The 13,213-nt window shown below is 68.9% G+C and carries 19 protein-coding genes and 1 pseudogene; 9 read left to right on the forward strand and 11 right to left on the reverse strand.

Translation table 11 applies throughout. From position 1 onward, the window contains the following. Positions 1–1,248 (forward strand): EF-Tu/IF-2/RF-3 family GTPase (locus G6038_RS22960; protein WP_240918675.1); only part of this gene is annotated, 1,248 nt, incomplete at its 5' end. A gap of 16 nt (positions 1,249–1,264) precedes the next feature. Here the strand turns inward: G6038_RS22960 and G6038_RS22965 are convergent. The 3 genes from G6038_RS22965 to ppk2 form a co-directional block, all read right to left on the reverse strand. Further along, complete coding sequence (locus tag G6038_RS22965) at positions 1,265–1,960, reverse strand: alpha/beta fold hydrolase (RefSeq protein ID WP_165040055.1); 696 nt, start codon at positions 1,958–1,960, stop codon at positions 1,265–1,267. Between the two features lie 33 nt (positions 1,961–1,993). Beyond that, positions 1,994–2,203, reverse strand: a complete 210-nt coding sequence (locus G6038_RS22970; RefSeq protein ID WP_165040054.1) for a hypothetical protein — start codon at positions 2,201–2,203, stop codon at positions 1,994–1,996. Between the two features lie 103 nt (positions 2,204–2,306). Continuing rightward, complete coding sequence (ppk2, locus tag G6038_RS22975; protein WP_165040056.1) at positions 2,307–3,254, reverse strand: polyphosphate kinase 2; 948 nt, start codon at positions 3,252–3,254, stop codon at positions 2,307–2,309. Between the two features lie 190 nt (positions 3,255–3,444). Between ppk2 and G6038_RS22980 the strand changes: the two genes are divergently transcribed. The 4 genes from G6038_RS22980 to G6038_RS22990 all read left to right on the forward strand — a co-directional run bounded on the left by G6038_RS22980 (position 3,445) and on the right by G6038_RS22990 (position 6,049). Then, positions 3,445–3,897, forward strand: coding sequence for a DUF5994 family protein (locus G6038_RS22980; RefSeq protein ID WP_346772890.1), 453 nt, complete (start codon positions 3,445–3,447; stop codon positions 3,895–3,897). 37 nt (positions 3,898–3,934) lie between these two features. Continuing rightward, on the forward strand, positions 3,935–4,069 hold the full coding sequence (locus tag G6038_RS31950; protein ID WP_276613884.1) for a hypothetical protein: 135 nt from the start codon (positions 3,935–3,937) through the stop codon (positions 4,067–4,069). A 103-nt stretch (positions 4,070–4,172) separates the two neighbouring features. Next, positions 4,173–5,321, forward strand: a complete 1,149-nt coding sequence (locus G6038_RS22985) for a serine hydrolase domain-containing protein (RefSeq protein WP_165040057.1) — start codon at positions 4,173–4,175, stop codon at positions 5,319–5,321. Between the two features lie 47 nt (positions 5,322–5,368). Further along, the gene (locus tag G6038_RS22990) at positions 5,369–6,049 is read left to right on the forward strand and encodes a DedA family protein (RefSeq protein ID WP_165040058.1); all 681 of its coding nucleotides are present in this window, start codon (positions 5,369–5,371) and stop codon (positions 6,047–6,049) included. Positions 6,050–6,076: 27 nt separating this feature from the next. Here G6038_RS22990 and G6038_RS22995 read toward each other — a convergent pair whose 3' ends face one another. The 4 genes from G6038_RS22995 to G6038_RS23010 form a co-directional block, all read right to left on the reverse strand. After that, positions 6,077–7,291, reverse strand: a complete 1,215-nt coding sequence (locus tag G6038_RS22995) for a GNAT family N-acetyltransferase (protein ID WP_165040059.1) — start codon at positions 7,289–7,291, stop codon at positions 6,077–6,079. 66 nt (positions 7,292–7,357) lie between these two features. Further along, the gene (locus G6038_RS23000) at positions 7,358–7,642 is read right to left on the reverse strand and encodes a hypothetical protein (protein ID WP_165040060.1); all 285 of its coding nucleotides are present in this window, start codon (positions 7,640–7,642) and stop codon (positions 7,358–7,360) included. After that, positions 7,642–7,953, reverse strand: coding sequence for a hypothetical protein (locus tag G6038_RS23005; protein WP_165040061.1), 312 nt, complete (start codon positions 7,951–7,953; stop codon positions 7,642–7,644). The genes G6038_RS23000 and G6038_RS23005 overlap by 1 nt, the downstream gene beginning before the upstream one ends. After that, positions 7,950–8,234 carry a hypothetical protein gene (locus G6038_RS23010; protein WP_240918678.1) on the reverse strand — a complete coding sequence of 95 codons (285 nt, stop codon included), beginning with the start codon at positions 8,232–8,234 and terminating at the stop codon, positions 7,950–7,952. The genes G6038_RS23005 and G6038_RS23010 overlap by 4 nt, the downstream gene beginning before the upstream one ends. A 468-nt stretch (positions 8,235–8,702) precedes the next feature. Between G6038_RS23010 and G6038_RS23015 the strand changes: the two genes are divergently transcribed. From G6038_RS23015 to G6038_RS23025, 3 genes are all read left to right on the forward strand, one after another. Next, positions 8,703–9,035 (forward strand): hypothetical protein, encoded by a 333-nt coding sequence (locus tag G6038_RS23015; RefSeq protein ID WP_165040062.1) that lies wholly within the window; start codon positions 8,703–8,705, stop codon positions 9,033–9,035. 38 nt (positions 9,036–9,073) lie between these two features. Continuing rightward, entirely contained in the window at positions 9,074–9,655 is a 582-nt protein-coding gene (locus G6038_RS23020; protein WP_346772892.1) for a DUF3558 domain-containing protein, read from the forward strand. 103 nt (positions 9,656–9,758) lie between these two features. Then, a complete protein-coding gene (locus G6038_RS23025; RefSeq protein WP_165040064.1) occupies positions 9,759–10,214 on the forward strand; it encodes a hypothetical protein in 456 nt (151 codons plus the stop codon). Positions 10,215–10,245: 31 nt separating this feature from the next. Here the strand turns inward: G6038_RS23025 and G6038_RS23030 are convergent, their stop codons facing one another. The 4 genes and pseudogenes from G6038_RS23030 to G6038_RS31550 all read right to left on the reverse strand — a co-directional run bounded on the left by G6038_RS23030 (position 10,246) and on the right by G6038_RS31550 (position 12,544). Then, positions 10,246–11,346 carry a protein kinase gene (locus G6038_RS23030; RefSeq protein ID WP_165040065.1) on the reverse strand — a complete coding sequence of 367 codons (1,101 nt, stop codon included), beginning with the start codon at positions 11,344–11,346 and terminating at the stop codon, positions 10,246–10,248. A 318-nt stretch (positions 11,347–11,664) separates the two neighbouring features. Further along, positions 11,665–11,859, reverse strand: a complete 195-nt coding sequence (locus G6038_RS32165; RefSeq protein WP_346772891.1) for an alpha/beta hydrolase — start codon at positions 11,857–11,859, stop codon at positions 11,665–11,667. A 325-nt stretch (positions 11,860–12,184) separates the two neighbouring features. Then, positions 12,185–12,376: pseudogene (locus G6038_RS32170) on the reverse strand (alpha/beta fold hydrolase); the annotation flags it as partial. Between the two features lie 6 nt (positions 12,377–12,382). After that, positions 12,383–12,544, reverse strand: a complete 162-nt coding sequence (locus G6038_RS31550) for a hypothetical protein (protein WP_240918680.1) — start codon at positions 12,542–12,544, stop codon at positions 12,383–12,385. Positions 12,545–12,608: 64 nt separating this feature from the next. Here G6038_RS31550 and G6038_RS23040 point away from each other — a divergent pair, with 64 nt between their 5' ends. Further along, on the forward strand, positions 12,609–12,839 hold the full coding sequence (locus tag G6038_RS23040) for a hypothetical protein (RefSeq protein ID WP_165040066.1): 231 nt from the start codon (positions 12,609–12,611) through the stop codon (positions 12,837–12,839). Positions 12,840–13,213 lie beyond the last annotated feature (374 nt).

Consider the following 13,213-nt stretch of genomic DNA (forward strand, 5'->3'; position numbering starts at 1 on the left):
ACCCACCGTCGTCCGTCCGCCCCCGCCGCCGATCCCACGGCGCCGTTGACGGCGCAGGTGATCCGCGTCGCCGGCGACGCATACGTCGGGCGCATCAGCCTGGTGCGGGTGTTCTCCGGAACGCTGCGCCCCGACACGACGATCCGGCTGGCCGGGTCCGCCGGCGACGACACCACCGAACGCGTGGCGACCCTCACCAGCCCGTTCGGCCGGCAACAGCGACCGGTGCCCGAGGCCGTCGCCGGCGATCTGGTGTGCATCGCCAAGCTCGTCACCGCCCAGCCCGGCGACACCCTCTCCGAACCGGGGGCGTCGACCCTGCTGGACCGCTGGCCGCTGCCCGAGCCGTTGTTGCCCGTGGCCGTCGAGGCCCACAGCCGCAGCGACGACGACAAGCTCTCGCAGGCCCTGTCCCGGCTGACCGCCGAGGACCCGGCGCTGCGTCTCGAGCAGAACCCCGACACCCACCAGCTGGTGCTGTGGTGCACGGGCGAGGCCCACGCCGAGGTCGTCCTCGACCGGCTGCGCACCCGCCACGGCGTGAACGTCGACGCCGTCCCGTACCGGGTGGCGCTGCGCGAGACGTTCGCGACCCCGGCCAAGGGCCACGGCCGGCTCGTCAAACAGTCCGGCGGCCACGGCCAGTACGCGGTGTGCGACGTCGAGGTCGAACCGCTGCCCATCGGCGGCGGCATCGAATTCGCCGAACGCGTCGTCGGCGGCGCCGTGCCCAGACAGTTCTTCCCGTCCGTCGAGAAGGGCGTGCGTGCGCAGGCCGACAAGGGTGTGGCCACCGGGAACCCGCTCATCGACGTCCGCGTCACCCTCGTCGACGGCAAGGCACACTCGGTGGACTCCTCCGACGCCGCGTTCCAGACCGCGGCCGGGCTGGCGCTGCGCGACGCCGCCACACACACCGAGGTCAAGCTGCTCGAACCCGTCGCCGCGGTGCGGGTGATCCTGCCCGAGGAGTACCTCGGCGCCGTCCTCGGCGACCTGTCCGCCCGGCGCGGCCGGGTCCTCGGCACCGAGAGCGCCGAGCCGGGCAGGACCCTGCTGCGCGCGGAGGTCCCCGAACTCGAACTCGCCCGCTACCCGGTCGATCTGCGGTCGCTCACCCAGGGCACCGCCGAGTTCGCCCGGATGCACCTGCGTTACGAGGCGATGCCCGCCGCGGTGGCGGCGCAGTTCACCGACGGCCAGGAGACGACCACGTCGAACGGCAAGTCCCGCAGCGGAAGCCGGTGACGCGTCCGGCGGCTCCTCAGTCCCGCAGCAGCAGCGACGCCAGTTCCGCCGGGCGGGCGAGGGCGGGCAGGTGCCCGCTGTCGATCACCTCGGGCTCCATGCCCAGCCGCTCGCGGGCGAGGCGCTGAATCAGCGGCAACGGGAACAACCGATCGTGGCGACCCGCGATCACCCGCACCGGCACGTCCGGCCAACGCTGCGCCCGCCACGCCGGCTCGAACGCCGTCTCCGACATGTCCGGCTGCTCGTGTGCGAACGCCTCGTCGACCACCTCGGCGGGTACGTCGTGGAAGAACAACTCGCGCGGATCCAGCGGCGCGTCCGGATCGCGGCCCTCGGCGACGTCCTGCGCGCGCTTCGCCTCGGCCTGCCCCACCGCCGACCACCACTGCCCCGGCGACTCGCCCGGCGCCGGAATCATCGGGGCCACCAGGATCAGGCCGTCGACGGGCAACCGCTCGGCGACGATCGCCGCGGTGAACGCGGACATCGACTGCGCCACCAGGGTCGGCGGCCGCGCGACGTCCCGGCCGGCCGCCACCACGACGTCCGCGTAGGCGTACTGGTCGGCGCCGGGATCGGTGTACGGCAGGTCGACCGGGACGACCTCGTGCCCACGCTCGCGCAGCAGCGGCACCACCCGCTGCCAGTACCACGAGTCCGAGCCGGCCCCCGGCAGCAGCACGAAGGTGCGGGTCACGGCGTCGGGCATCGGCGGCTCCCGGTCGGTGACGACACGGCCCGGTCAGTCCGGCGCCTCGTCGCCCGTCACGATCGGCTTCTGCTCCTCACGGTCCGAGACGCTGCCCTCGACACCCTCCTCCTCGCGCTCGCTCTCGACCCGCTTCTCCATGTCGTCCACCAGGTTCTCCAGGTCTTCCCCGGTGACCGGGGCGGGGCGATCGGTGGCCTCCACGGGCTCTTCGCGGTCATCGCGCTTTTCCGGACTTCCCACGGTGTGACGTCCTTTCGATGTCGGCCGGCCTCGGCCGGTTCGGCCCTCTCGCAGTACCCGCTCTCCCGCACCCCGAAACGGCGCGACGGCCGCCGGGCGCAGCTCACATCGTCGGAAAGGACTCCGCGGGGCGCTCCCCCTCGTCGTACACCGTCTCGGGCGAGCCGATGATCAGCGGATCCGGGGTGCGGACCACGCGCGGATCCTTGCCGGTGTAGTCGAAGCGGTGCAGCACCCACTTCATGGCCTCGATCCGCGAGCGCTTCTTGTCGTTCGCCCTGACGATGGTCCACGGCGCGTGCGGGGTGTCGGTGTAGAACAGCATCGCCTCCTTCGCCTCCGTGTACGCGTCCCACTTGTCGAGGCTTGCGAGGTCCGTCGGCGAGAGCTTCCACTGCTTGACCGGATCGGTGCTGCGCGCGACGAACCGCGCGTGCTGCTCCTCGCGGCCCACCGAGAACCAGAACTTGACCAGATGGATCCCCGACTGCACCAGCATCCGCTCGAATTCCGGTGCGGAGCGGGTGAATTCGCGATACTCGTTCGGGGTGCAGTATCCCATCACCCGCTCGACGCCGGCCCGGTTGTACCAGGACCGGTCCATCAGCACGATCTCCCCACCCGCCGGCAGGTGTTCGACGTAGCGCTGGAAGTACCACTGCGTGCGTTCGCGCTCGGTGGGCTTCTCGAGCGCCATCACCCGCGCGCCGCGGGGATTGAGGTGCTCGGTGAACCGCTTGATCGCCCCACCCTTGCCGGCCGCGTCGCGGCCCTCGAAGATGATGACGATCTTCTCGTCGTGCTCCTTGACCCAGGCCTGCAGCTTGAGCAGTTCGATCTGCAGCCTGCGTTTGCGGGCCTCGTACTGCCGCCGCGTCATCTTCGTGTCGTACGGATACCCGTGCCGCCACGGTTCGTCGACGTCGGCGACCTGGATCTTGCGGCCCGACTTGCGCAGCAGCTCGCCGATTTCGTCGATCTCCGGCGTGACGTCGATCTGGCCGTCCGACGCGAGTTCGAACGGTTCACCGTTCTCGTTCAACTCGTCCACTCCGTGAGATTACCGCCGGTACCCGCACATCGCGGTTCGATCGCGGGTGCAACCCACTGCACATTCGCCCGTTCCCGGCCCCACCCTGTAAGCTTCGGGTATCGATGGGCATCTCGCGTCGAGCCTCCCGCTCGGTGGGCCCCGATTGGAAGATCTTCCGGCTGATTCGCGGCCGACCAAGGAGCGTCCTGTGACGCACGCACCGCTGCCTCCACATCTCGGCACCAGCCGGGATGCGCCGGCACACGCGGGAACGCAACCGTTCCCCGAGCCGACGCGCACCCCGCGGCTGCTGCTGCGCCCTGCCGGGGCGCCCACGTCGTCCGTCGACGGCGCATGGTTCCCCTGGACCTCGAACATCACCTCGGAGCTGCACGACCTGATCTCGACGCTCGCCCCGAGGCTCGGGTCCGTCACACGGATCGCGTTCGAATGGAACGCGGTCAGCTCCGCCCAGCGCCGCATCGACGAGGTCGACGGCATCGAGATCACCGGTCCGATTCCCGGACAGCCGTCGAACCTGATGTATCTGTTCGGCGAGAACGACGCGCGGATCGCGCTGACGATCGTCGATCCCCACACCGATCCGGACCGCGCCTACGAGATCATGCGGACCGTCGCCGAGGCGCCCGGCGACCACTGACCCTTCTCTCCCCTATCGCTCCACAGAACAGGACACCATGCAGCCCCACGAGTACCCGATCTTCCTTCAGCCCGGCAAGCCCGCCGACCCGGACACCACCGCCGACCTCGAGGCGGACACCCGGCGTCACGAACCGTACGACTACTCCGGTCTCTTCTCCGCACCGAACTGAGCGTCCGCCGCCGCTTTCATGATCGAACTGCACGCGCTGCGCCGCTGCAGGGTTCACACTGAGGTCCGGTGATGTTCTCATCCTGCCGACCTTGGGAGTTGCGATGCGCCGTCTTTCGATCCTCGCCATGAGCGCATTCGTGGTGGTGGCCGCGGCCTGCGGCTCCGACACCGGCACCGAGGACGCCGCGACGACGACCACCCGCGCGCCCGACTCGGCCCAGGCCGAGAAGTTCCAGGCCGCGCTCGACGACGTGCGCAACGACTTCAAGTTCCCCGGCGTCGTCGCGCGGGTAATCACCGCCGACTACGAGTGGACCGGCAGTTCCGGGACCGCAGGCCAGGACTCCACAGAGCCCCCGACCGCCTCCGACCACACGCGCATCGGCAGCATCACCAAGACGTTCACCGTCACTGCGATTCTGCAGCTGATGCAGGACGGCAAGCTCTCCCTCGACGATCCCATCGGCAAGTACGTGCCGGGCCTGCCCAACGGCGACACCGCCACCCTGCGCCAGCTCGCCGACATGACCAGCGGCATCCCCAGCTACACCTTCGACGAGAACTTCCAGAACCAGCTCTTCGGTGACCCGACCAAGCCCTGGACTCCCGAGCAGCTGCTCGACATCGTGCGCGGCGACCCGCCGAACTTCGCGCCCGGCGAGAAGTGGGAGTACTCCAACTCCAACCTCATCGCCCTCGGCCTGGTCGTCGAGCAGGTCAGCGGGCAGAGCCTGGGTGACTACATCACCGAGAAGATCACCGTGCCCATCGGCATGAGTGAGACGTCGTTCCCCGACACCGACGAGATCCCCTCCCCGCACCTGAACGGCATCACCGAACAGGGACAGCCGGAGGGACAGACCACCGACGCCACCAACTGGGATCCCTCGTGGGCATGGGCTGCCGGGGCGATCATCTCCACCCTGGACGACCTGCAGATCTGGGCCAAGGCCATCGGCACCGGCGAGGGGCTCTACGACCAGCAGACCCAGGACGTGCGCATGTCGTCGTTCCTGTACGGCCTGCCGCCGAACACCGCGACCGCGGCGTACGGGCTCGGTCTCGGCGACGCCGACGGCTGGCTCAGCCACACCGGCGAGCTGCCCGGCTTCAACACCTACTTCGGCTACAACCAGGACACGCGCGACATCGTCCTCGTCGCGGTGAACAGCGACATCCCGAACGCCCAGAATCAGAACCCGGCACCCGCCGTGGTGCAGAAGCTGCAGGCCGCGCTCGCCGGCTCCTGAGGCCGTGGCGGCCCTCACGTCGCCCGGATCCGGCGTGATCGGTCGTTATGGTGGATCAGGTGACTGCCCCACTCCTCGCCGCCATACCCGCCGATGCCGCCGCCCCCACCGACGGCCTCGCCGGCTGGGCTCTGTCCCTCATGGACCGGCTCGGCGGCGTCGGAGCGGGCATCGCGATCGCGCTGGAGAACTTCTTCCCGCCGCTGCCCAGCGAGGTCATCCTGCCGCTGGCCGGGTTCGCCGCGAGCCTGGGCAGCTTCACCCTCTTCGGGGCGCTGTTCTGGACCACCCTCGGCTCGCTCGCCGGCGCCCTCGGGCTCTACGCGGCCGGACGCGGCATCGGCCCCGACCGGATCCGGCGGATCGTCGACCGGCTCCCCCTCGTGGACGTCGCAGACCTCGACCGCACCACCGCCTGGTTCGAACGGCACGGCGGCAAGGCCGTGTTCTTCGGCCGGATGGTCCCGCTGTTCCGCAGCCTGATCTCCATCCCCGCCGGCGTCACCCGCATGCCCGCGTGGCGGTTCGTGCTGTTCACGACCGCGGGCAGCCTCGTCTGGAACAGCATCTTCGTCTTCGCCGGCTACGGGCTGGGCGCGAACTGGTCGCGCGTCGAGCCGTACGCGTCGGTGTTCCAGAACATCGTGATCGGCGGCGTCGTCCTGTTCCTCGGGTACGCGGTCGTCAAGCGCGTCCGGAAGCGCCGCGCGCAGAGCGACGCGAGCTGACCACGACACTGCGCCCGGGCGGCGCGTTCAGAACATGACACCCGCGAACGGCGCCGACGCCGACGCGAACAGCTGCTCGACCACCGGCAGCGCCTCCGCGTCGTGCACCCGCACCAGCCCGGCGACCTCGAGCTGATGCCAGCGGGTCCCGCCGAGCAGCGTCGCGGCGAGCGGGGACGCGTCCACCTCGAGCTGTGCCGGCTCGTCGACGCGTTCCGCGCCCGACGCCGAGATCCGGTAGGTGCCGGAGTTCTCCGGCAGACGGTCGTCGACCACCGCCAACCGCACCTCACCGGGACCGGCGAACGTCCGCTCCCGCAACGCGGCGGGCACGTCCACGATCCGCAGCCACGTCTCGTCGCCGGCGCGGCGCAGCTGCACCGCGCGCGAGTCCGTCAACAACCACGGCAACGGGTCGTCCTGCGGCATCGCGGCGAAGACGAACGTGTCGACCAGATCCAGGTTCAGCAGGAACCGCAGCAGGCCCAGGTAGGCGGTGCGGGTCGGCGCGAAGAAGTCCTCGACGACGACCGTGCGCTCCCGGCTGCCGAACCAGGTGTCAGTGCCGATCGGCCGGTAACGGGCGAAGCCCGTTTCCGCTCCCGGCTCGCCGTGCACCGCGACGTACCGGGGTTCGCGGTCCCCGACGATCCGATGCTCCTGCGACCGCCACCACGGCGGGATGCGGTCGATGCTCCCAGGCCGCGACGACGGATTGTCGTCGGCGATCCGTGAGAGCAGGTCCCACGCGTCGTGCGGGTCGACGAGCCGCACCGGCCCGCCCTCCCCCACCGACGGACGCAGGACAGCCCGCCGCACGTCCAGTTCGACGGTGTGCGTCGTGGTCGCGATGCCGTAGCCGAAACGGCCGTAGATCGTCGCCTCGGAGGCCCGCAGCGACGTCACCACCTCGCCGCGGTCGCGGGCGTCGCCGAGCTGGTGCCGCATCAGCGCCGACAGCACGCCCCGCCGGGTGTGCGTGGGCAGCACCCCGACGTGCGTCACGGCGGCGTGCGGGACGCGGCGCCCGCCGGGCAGGATCATCCCACTCGACGCCGACTCCACCGTGCCCACCAACTGCCCGTCGACGAACGCGCCGAGCGTGCGGCCCTGCTCACGCTGCGTGAGGATCTGCCCCGGCTGGAGCGGATTCGGGGCGGGCATCCCGATCATCGCGGTACGGAACAGTTTCGCCGCCGACAGCAGCTCTGATTCGGTCTCGAGGACCCGGATCTCCGGCATTACCGCAGCATACGGGGATCGCGACGACGGGACCGCCCGGACGTGCCCTCCGCCCTGGCCCGCCGTTCATCGAAGCGCCGCCGCCGCCCCACCGAACAACAGAACACCGACCAGCAGCGACGGGCCCGCGACGCTGGAGATGGCCAACCCCATGCCGAATCGACGGACCGGCCCCCGGAACGCCGTCAGCAATCCCCCACCGACGAGTGGACCGAGGTACGGCCACGCGGCGTCGCCACCGGCAATGCCGAGAGGGACCGACGCCACGCACACCAGTCCGCACAGCGCCCCGACGAAGCTCTCCGGGCCGAACCAGTCGATGCGATTGGTCCACCACGACTCACGGGTCATCACGACAACCACCACACGACGCAGAGAACTACCGCGGCCCCACCGGTTCCGAACGCAATACCGCGGCGACGTTCGACGCGTGAGCGCGCCAGCACGGCAGCGACGGCAGCCATGACCGCGGCGACGACAACGAGGATCCACCCTTCCGGCGGGTTCGCCCGATAGTCGATCGTGCCGATCGCGGCGACGATCCCGACGAACAACGACGTTCCGCCGGCTGCGGCGAGCGGCAGGGACCACGTGGCGGCCTCCCAGAAGCCGATCCGATCGAGCCGTTGCGAGATCCCCGGCGGGAGGACCGGCCGAATCATCGGACGACCACCACGCGAAGCGGATCCTCCGTACCACCGAGCCTCGTGGGCTGATGCGGATCCGCATCCGGACGTGTCCCCGCCTCGTAAGGCGGCAACTGAGCGTACGCAGACCTGAAACGCTCGAACGCTTCCGTTCCGACCCCGATCGAATGATGGAACGGAAGGTTGATGAGCGGTCCGTATTCGCTGCCGCTGTCGGCAGGGTCGATCGTGACAGTTTCCGTACCGCCCATGGGCGTATCCCGATAGACCTCGAGGGCCGGGTAATCCGTGATCACACCGTCGACAGCAATTCCTTCCGCCCGCGGTGATACCACGATGTCACCGTTGACCGTATGCGTTGGCGTCGACACATCCGGAGCGAGAGGGCTTCTCGCGTGGTACTGGATCCGAACGGCACCGTCGGCCGACGCACGATCCACCGCCGAAGCGGCACCGGCCTCCGCAGTCCTTGCTGCAAGCAACCGGAGTTCTTTCCGGCACGACGAAAACGCTCTCCCCCATGCAGTTGCCCCCTGTGTCCCCTACCTGCCCGATGCACCTTACACAGAAGGACCGCCACTATTTGCGACTGCCGGATGACCCGATGCCGAGAACCTGACGGATCGCGCGGCAACGCTGACCGAGTCGGCAGACTCCCGGTCGTCCCGCCAATCAGTCGCCATCGTCTCGCGTTCGAGCAGTGGCGTTCCCATGCCGGCGACGCGCTACAGTACCCGGGCCGATGGACATCATGGGGGGATTTCATGGCCGGGGAACTTCGTCTGGATCCGCAAACGATCAATGAGATCGTCGCGATCTGTGACACCATGCTCGGAACGCTGAAAGACGCGGCTGAGAAGGCCGGCAACCTGACCGATGCGCCCAGCTTCGGTGGCTTCGCGTCGGCCGAGGCTCTCCGTGCCGGATTCGTGCGCAAGGCCCAGGGCGCACCTGAATCGCTCTACGAACGGCTCGAACAGTTCTATGTGGTGCTCGAGGACATGCGGGACCTGTTCGCCGCCGGTGGCGAGGGTTTCCTTGCCGCCGAGTACGACTGGGTGCAGCGTCTGCACGGCGCAAGTTCGGACGAGCAGTGACCGGCCGCCGCACCGCCGGTGGCCTGCTCGCTGTCGGGGTGCTCGCCGGCTGCGCGGTGCCTTCACACTCCGCCATCACTACGGGCGAGCCGCCGACCCCCGTGACCACCACGACACGCGTGCCGCGCCTGGTCGACGAATCCGACCGACCCCTCGTCGCCTTCGACCCCTGCCTCGACATTCCCGACGACGTGCTCACCGCCGCCGGCTACGACCCGAGAACCGAGGACAATGCGGACTTCGCCGCCACGCATTTCACGATGCTCGGCTGCTCCTACGACGGCATCGTGCACATCCCCGGAGTCCTGGCCAATTATGGCCTGTCCGTATTGTCCGCCAACTTCGACTTCGAGGAGGAGCGGCAGAAGGCCACCGGCAACGGTGACGACATGGTGCTCACGGAACTCGCCGGCCGGAGAGCACTGTTGAAGACCAATGCGTCCCTGCCGTACCGATGCGGCATGAGCGTCGAAACGTCTTATGGGGTGCTCATATTCGGTCGCATCCACTTTCGCGACCGGAACGTTCCCCTGCCCGAATCACAGTGGTGCGTCGGCCTGGAGGACACCGTCGGTCGGATCGTCGCGGTTCTCGACGACTTCGAATCGACATCGCGCTGAACGGCATTCGCATCCGCATGATTCAGGCAAAGAGCACCACCTTTGTGTCGGTGCCCCGCGCTACGGTCGATCACACTGGAGGAAACCACAGAGGAGGCGGCCAGTGAGCGACAGCACCGACGTCCCGGAGATCACCACCTGGGACGGAATGATCGACTGGCTCGTCGACTCGTTCACCGACAAGCCGACGGGTCTCGTCATCGATCTCGGGCCGAGCGGCTACGTCGTTCCGCGCGACCACGACGAGGACGACGACGAAGGCCCGGTGGTGTGCGCGCAGGTACACATGCTGGCAGACGGTGTGCTGATGGTCCGCCGCTCCCGGACCGTCCTCGGCCGGCTACGGCTGGACACTCACGCCGTGGACGGACTCGAGCTCGACCGGTGGTTCTTCGAGGGCCACTTCGACGACTGCACCGCTGGCTATCTCTTCACGCGCGACGTGGTTTTGGCTGCCGACGCGTGCGTTTCGTGGTTCCGCGACAGCCCGGACGCGCCCCCGCTCGACGAACTGGGATGCGAGTACGAGTTCCCCGACACGCTTCCGATCGGCACGTAGCCCCTAGTGTGATCCCCGCGGCTCGTTCCCGTCAGCTGTGTCGCTGTCCGAGCAGACGCTCGAGGCCCGTCTGCCCGACGATCGAGATCCTCTGCCCGAGCCGCAGGCGTTCCCGAACCGCGTACAGCTTGCGTCCCTCGAACTCGTTCAGTCCGTTGCGGACATCCCCTCGCACGAGCAGCGTGGTCGAGTCACCGACGGCATCCTGCACGTATCCGCCGGCGCGCCGAACCAGGTCCGCAGCCTCGTTCCGAGTCCACCTCTGGAGCTTGCCTGTGAAGACCACCCGATGGCCCTCCAATGACGCGGGGCCTCGCCCCGATCGCATGTTGACTTTCGCCAGCGTCGTCAATGCCTCACGTGCGTCGAGTGCGTCGACGTACTTCTTCGCCTTGGCGGCCGTCGCGTGCCAGATCCAGCACTTCAGATCGTCCGGCGCCGTCAGAGTTCGCAGTTGCTTCACGTCGCGTGCCGTCCAGATCTCGCCACTCAGCAGGGTGCACGCGAGAAGTCCCAGTTGGAACACGTCGTCGCCGGGGCCCCAGTTGTGGTGGACCCATACCGCGTCCGGAACGAAGTCCGGCGTGAAAGCGGTCACCTTCGCTTTGCGGGGATCGAGTGCCATCCGGGAAATACCGAAGTCGCCGAGGACGAGCCGTCCACCCCGGAGGAAGACGTTCTGGGGTGTGATGTCGCGGTGCGTGATGCCGACGTTGTGCATCGCCGCTGGCAATTTCAGTAGGGCACCGACCTCCGTGCGCACGCGCGACGGACTCCACCCGCGACCGTTCGCCTCGACGAGGTCGGCGACGGTTCCATCCGGCATGTATTCGAACACGAGCAGGTGCAGGCGCCGTCGCCCACCACGACCGGCCGCAACGACGAACGAGTCGTGCAGCGCGACGGCCCGGTCGTTGCCGTGGAGCAGTCGACCGAAGAATGCCTCCCCGTGCCAATCGTCGATGTTGTGACACACCTTGACGCACACTCTCCGGACCCGCCGACCCGAGTTCCGCGCGAGGCGGTAGGCCAGGTAGGTCTCACCGAATCCGCCCTCGCCGATCAGCTCGCAGAGCTCGTAGCGGATCCCGTCATCGTTGACCACAGATCCGCCGACCTCGAGTCGTCCCACCCCGCCTCCCGCCCGTCGGTCCCGACAGCGACGATATCGAAGGAAAGCGCCTGATCGTCTTGTCCCCGCGTCCGAGGAGCTTCGCCGGAGTGTGGATGGACAACCGGATCGAGCGAGCGCCCGGCTCGTCAGCGCATGCAGGTTTGCCTCAGTCACTCGACGACCACCGGCGTGTCCTATCCAGACCGGCGCTGCCTCCCCGGAAATTCGAAACGGCGATGCCCAGCGACCACACCCCCGAGGCCGCTGCGCTCCGCCCAGCGAGACACGCAAGAGTGCTTGGAGCGGTGAGCGGAAGACCGAGTAGTGAGCCCTACGTCATGCTGCTCGTTCGAACCAGCCGATCGCGAGGTCGGCGACCGCGGCTGGGGCGTCGTCGGTGATGAAATGCGCTGCGTCGTCGACGTAGGCGAACTCGACGCGATCGGCGTACCGCTCCGGATTGCGGCAGACACGCCCCAGCTGTTCGTTCCACGGGCGGTCCTGGCGGCCGAACACGACGAGGGTCGGCACCGTGAGCCGCCGACGTCGGTAGACCCCCCCGTGCCATGCGCACGGCTTTGGGCAGCACCATGCCGCGCAGGAGCGAACGCACTGCGCCGTCGATGTCAGGGCGGCGCATCGGGGCGAGGTGCGCTTCGACGGTTGCCTCCGACATCGGGCGGGCAACGTACGCCTGGGAGAAGGTTCCGCGCAGTGAGGCGCCCGGGCGGTGCCAGACCAACGCGGGCAGGTGCCGGAAGCCCGGCAGGACCTTCGGGCTGAACGTCATGAAGGCCGGGGGCACGGCGAGTTGCACTGCCGTGCGAACCCGCTCGGGGTGGTCGTAGGTCAGCTGCATCGCGGTGATGACACCCATGTCGTGGGCGACGAGGTGGGTGCGCTCGATGTGGAGGACGTCGAAGAGGGCGAGCAGGTCGCGGAGCCGGGTCTCGCGTTCGACACGCGGATCGTCGGCCACGGTCCAGCCGGCCCCGCGCAGGTCGGGGCAGACGACGCGGTAGCCGCTTGCGGCGATGACCGGAGCTATGGCGTGTCACTGCCACCAGTGCTCGGGAAATCCGTGCAACAGCACGACCGGCTCACCTTCGCCGATGGCGGCGACGTGAGTATGCAGGCCGGGCGTCTCCACGACGAGATGGTCGAAGCCGGACGCCTCGCGCAGCGGCGGCGACCAGGCCGAGGCGGGCGTGGGCACGGCGACCCCCTTCGCACGGTGGAGATACCACGTTCATAGTGGACCTCTCGGAAAGGGTGTGTCCATGCCGGCGGCTACCCGGGAGCGCAGACTCGAGGCGGCGGTGGAGTTGCTCGGCGCGGAGGGCGTACGCGCGTTGACCCATGCGCGGGTCGATACACGGGCAGGCCTCCCGCCCGGGTCGACCTCGAACTGGTTCCGCACCCGGTGGGCGCTCCTCGGCGGAATTGTCGACTGGATCGCAGAACGCGAGCGCGCCGACCTCGAGCCGGCCGCGATGCCTACGATCTCCTGAGTCGACGAGCTGATCGAGGGCAGCCGCCGAACAGCATTCACATCCGCTCCACCGCCCGTCAGCCGCGACAGCAATTCGCTGATTGCCGGCGCGGACGACTAACGGCAGCGCGGATCCCGCATGCGCCGGTATGACTGTGTGGCCTACCTTTCCGCCGCGGGCAGCAGATGCCCCATTCGCCGTCTCTTCGTCTCCAGGTACCGCACGTTCGTCGGGCGCTGCCGACGTGCAGCGGCACCCGGCCTGACACGACGATGCCGTTGTCCTCGAGGCCGGCGAGCCACCGAAGCAGATCCATAGGATCCACCGCGCGGACGGCCTACGCGAACTCAGCCGGCCGCACGCGGTGGCGGTGGAACGGTTCCGGCCGCCCC

The sequence above is a fragment of the Rhodococcus sp. 14C212 genome (genome assembly GCF_011058195.1).
GTDB classification, from domain to species: Bacteria; Actinomycetota; Actinomycetes; order Mycobacteriales; family Mycobacteriaceae; genus Rhodococcus; species Rhodococcus aetherivorans.

Coding starts and splice junctions, on each gene's coding strand:
- G6038_RS22965 (WP_165040055.1), bottom strand. CDS start 1,960: ATGCCCGACGCCGTGACCCGCACCTTCGTGCTGCTGCCGGGGGCCGGC.
- G6038_RS31950 (WP_276613884.1), top strand. CDS start 3,935: ATGCAGCCCCACGAGTACCCGATCTTCCTTCAGCCCGGCAAGCCCGCC.
- G6038_RS22985 (WP_165040057.1), top strand. CDS start 4,173: ATGCGCCGTCTTTCGATCCTCGCCATGAGCGCATTCGTGGTGGTGGCC.
- G6038_RS22990 (WP_165040058.1), top strand. CDS start 5,369: ATGGTGGATCAGGTGACTGCCCCACTCCTCGCCGCCATACCCGCCGAT.
- G6038_RS22995 (WP_165040059.1), bottom strand. CDS start 7,291: ATGCCGGAGATCCGGGTCCTCGAGACCGAATCAGAGCTGCTGTCGGCG.
- G6038_RS23000 (WP_165040060.1), bottom strand. CDS start 7,642: ATGACCCGTGAGTCGTGGTGGACCAATCGCATCGACTGGTTCGGCCCG.
- G6038_RS23005 (WP_165040061.1), bottom strand. CDS start 7,953: ATGATTCGGCCGGTCCTCCCGCCGGGGATCTCGCAACGGCTCGATCGG.
- G6038_RS23015 (WP_165040062.1), top strand. CDS start 8,703: ATGGCCGGGGAACTTCGTCTGGATCCGCAAACGATCAATGAGATCGTC.
- G6038_RS23040 (WP_165040066.1), top strand. CDS start 12,609: ATGCCGGCGGCTACCCGGGAGCGCAGACTCGAGGCGGCGGTGGAGTTG.